At 54.5% G+C, this 255-nt stretch carries 1 protein-coding gene; it reads right to left on the bottom strand.

Annotation, left to right across the window (positions count from 1 at the left end):
• Positions 1-255: transposase (locus AACY52_RS31990; RefSeq protein WP_339561646.1), on the bottom strand; the 255-nt coding region annotated here is incomplete at both ends.

The following is a 255-nucleotide window of genomic DNA, read 5'->3' as shown; positions in this document are numbered from 1 at the left end:
CAGATAATTAACGGCCTTGCCCAGCGCACTTTGCGGCGTCACTTGGGACTGGGTTTTCTCCAGCCAGCTTTTCAGTTGGGCAAGCACCGGTAAGCTCTGTTCCTGGCGACCGACAAAACGCTGATCATCCGTGACCTCTTTGAGTTCACGTTCGATACCATACAGCTTGTTAATCATGGCCAGCGCGATATCGGTACGGCCCGTCTTGCCTTTGGGTTGCACTTTTTGCGCATCGACGAACTTGCGCCGCGCATG

This window comes from Pseudomonas sp. EA_65y_Pfl1_P113, assembly GCF_963970525.1.
Taxonomy (GTDB): Bacteria; Pseudomonadota; Gammaproteobacteria; order Pseudomonadales; family Pseudomonadaceae; genus Aquipseudomonas; species Aquipseudomonas tritici.
This window is presented reverse-complemented; position numbering and strand designations above follow the sequence as displayed.